1 protein-coding gene and 1 pseudogene are annotated in these 2,811 nt (G+C 72.0%); both read right to left on the reverse strand.

The window, feature by feature from the left end; all coding sequences use genetic code 11:
* Positions 1-34 precede the first annotated feature (34 nt).
* A complete protein-coding gene (locus tag ACFV4G_RS38355; RefSeq protein ID WP_380447322.1) occupies positions 35-2,593 on the reverse strand; it encodes an ABC transporter permease in 2,559 nt (852 codons plus the stop codon).
* A 58-nt stretch (positions 2,594-2,651) separates the two neighbouring features.
* Positions 2,652-2,811: pseudogene (locus tag ACFV4G_RS38360) on the reverse strand (ABC transporter ATP-binding protein); the annotation flags it as partial.

The raw sequence follows: 2,811 nt of genomic DNA on the forward strand, positions 1-2,811 counted from the left end.
CCTGAGCGCTGCGGAGGGCCTTCGCGCGGTGCGGTTACTCGCTCTTGATCGCGCCCAGGATGTCCGTCCGGGCGGCCCGGCGGGCCGGCCAGAGGGCGGCCAGCAGGCCGATCAGGGCGGCCGCCACCAGGAAGCCGAGGATCTGCAGCGGCGGCACCACGGTCGACATGCCCTTGAACGTGTCGCCGAGCGTCTTGAGGCCCGCCCAGGCGACCACGATCCCGAGGACCACGCCGACCACGCCGCCGAACAGCGCGATCAGCAGCGACTCCAGCCGGATCATCCGGCCGACGCCGCGCCGGTCGAGGCCGATCGCCCGCAGCATGCCGATCTCCCGGCGGCGCTCGAAGACCGACATCGCCATGGTGTTGACCACGCCGAGCACCGCGATGACGACGGCCATGCCGAGCAGGCCGTAGAGGACGCTCAGGAGGTCCGTGATCATGCGACGGTTCTCCTTCTTCACGTCCGCCTCGCCCTTGACCTCGATCAGCGGGTTGCCGCCGGTCGCGTCGCGCAGCGCCTGCTTGAGCTTCGCGTCCGCGCCATCGGCACCCTTGACCAGGACCTTGTCCGGGCCGGTGCCCGGCTGGGCGTGCGGGCCGACGACGGCCTCGGGGGCGACGACCCCGGCCAGTACGGAGTTGGCCTCCATGACGCCGCCGACGGTGAGCGAGCCCTTGGCGCCGTCCGGGTAGGTGACGCTGAGGACGTCGCCGACCTTGTAGCCGGCGGTCTCCGAGCGGCCCGAACTCACCAGCAGCTTGCCCTGCTTGAGGGCGTCCGCCGAACCGTCCTTGACCTTGACCGTGACCAGCTGGTCGAGGGTGTTCGCGTCGACCGCCGTCAGCCACTCGCTGTCGTCCGTGCCGGTCTCCACCGGAACGGTCCGGGTGCCGCTCACCGCGGTGACGCCGGTCGCCTTGGCGATCTGCGGGACGACGTCGGGGGAGAGCATCGAGTAGTTCGCCATGGCGACCGTGTAGTCGGCCTTGGAGTCGCTCGCGGTGGCATCGTCCACGGCCTTGTTCACCGAGGCGCCGACCACCGTCAGCGCGGTGATCAGCATGACGCCGATGGTCAGCGCCGAGGCGGTGGCGGCGGTGCGGCGCGGGTTGCGGACCGCGTTCTCCCTGGCCAGCCGGCCCGGCGTGCCGTACACGGCGCGCAGCAGCGGGGCGAACAGGGTGATCAGCGGCCGGGCCAGCAGCGGGGTGAGGACGAACACGCCGATCATCAGCACGGCCGCGCCGAGGCCGACCAGGCCGACCGTCTTGCCGATGGCACCGAGCGCCAGGGCGGCCGCGCCGATGCCCGTGAGGACCAGGCCGATCACGTTGCGGAGCAGCAGGCTCTTCTGGGTGGCCGGCTGCTCGACCGAGCTCATCGCCGCGATCGGGGCGATCCGCGCGGCGCGGATGGCGGGCAGCAGGGCCGACAGCACGGTCACCAGGACGCCGACGAGGATCGCAGTGACCACCGTGCCCGGTGCGACCACCAGCGGGCCGTCCGGCAGGTTGGCCTCCATCGGGCCGTTGAGCAGCGAGCGCAGCCCGGCCGCGATGCCGACACCGGCGGCCAGACCGGCCACCGAGGCGGTCAGGCCGACCAGGAACGCCTCGATCAGGACGGAGCGGGTGACCTGCCGGCGGCCGGCGCCGATCGCGCGGAGCAGCGCGAGCTCCTTGGTGCGCTGGGCGATCAGCATGGTGAAGGTGTTGGCGATGATGAAGATGCCGACGAACAGCGCGATGCCGGCGAAGACCAGCAGCGCCTTGCTCATGCCCTTGGTGCCGGCTTCGATCATCTTGTCCTGCTCGTCGGCGAGCGCGCGGCCGGTCTTGGCCTCGAATTCGCCGCCCTGCGGCAGGGCCTGCCGGACGGCGGCGAGCAGCGCGTCGTCGTCCGTGCCCGGCTTGGCCTTCACGTCGAGCTCGGCGAAGTGGCCCGGGCTCAGGTAGAGCTGCTGGGCGGTGGCGGTGTCGAAGGCGGCGAGCGAGCCGCCGGAGACGACGCGCGGGTCGTTGGTGTGCAGGGTGCCGGTGAGCTTCAGCTCCATGACCGGGCCGTTGACGGCCACCCGGACGGTGTCGCCGACCTGGTAGCCGCCCTTCTCGGCGGTCTTGGCGTCGAGGGCGATCTCGGTGGCGTTCTTCGGGCCGCGGCCCTCGACCAGCGGGTAGCGCGGGTCGGTGCCGTCGGCGCCGGGCACGAAGTTGGTGCCGGTGGTCGAGAAGCCGTCGCCGACCAGCGCGCCCTTCTTGTCGGCGATGCCGGCGAAGCCGCTGACGATGCCGCGGGCGTCGGCGGTGCCGGGCAGGGCCGCGACGGCCTTGCGGGTCTCCTCGGTGAGCGGCGCGTTCGTGGCGGACTTGCCGCCGTGGTCGTAGCCGCGGCCGACGGCGCCCCGGTCGGAGACGGTGACGGCGATGTCGGTGTAGCTCTTGGCGTTCTGCGACCTGAGGGCGTTGCCGAGGGTGTCGGTGAAGACGAGCGTGCCGGCGACGAAGGCGGTGCCCAGCATGACGGCGAGGACCGTCATCAGCAGGCGGGCCTTGTGGGCCAGCACGTTGCGCAGTGCGGTGCGGTACATGGGGGAGAGTCAGTCCTGGTGGGTTAGGGGGCGTCGGCGCAGCGGTGTTCGTGCGGCCTCAGCTGGTGCGGCCCTTGGCGTCGAAGCGGCGCATGCGGTCCAGGACGGTGTCGGCGGTGGGGTTGTGGAGTTCGTCGACGATGCGGCCGTCGGCGAGGAAGACGACGCGGTCGGCGTAGGAGGCGGCGACGGGGTCGTGGGTGACCATGACGACGGTC

The organism is Kitasatospora sp. NPDC059747 (assembly GCF_042732955.1).
GTDB lineage: Bacteria > Actinomycetota > Actinomycetes > Streptomycetales > Streptomycetaceae > Kitasatospora.

Bases quoted from the DNA above. Each gene is read 5' to 3' on its own strand.
- ACFV4G_RS38355 (WP_380447322.1), bottom strand. From the start codon at position 2,593: ATGTACCGCACCGCACTGCGCAACGTGCTGGCCCACAAGGCCCGCCTG.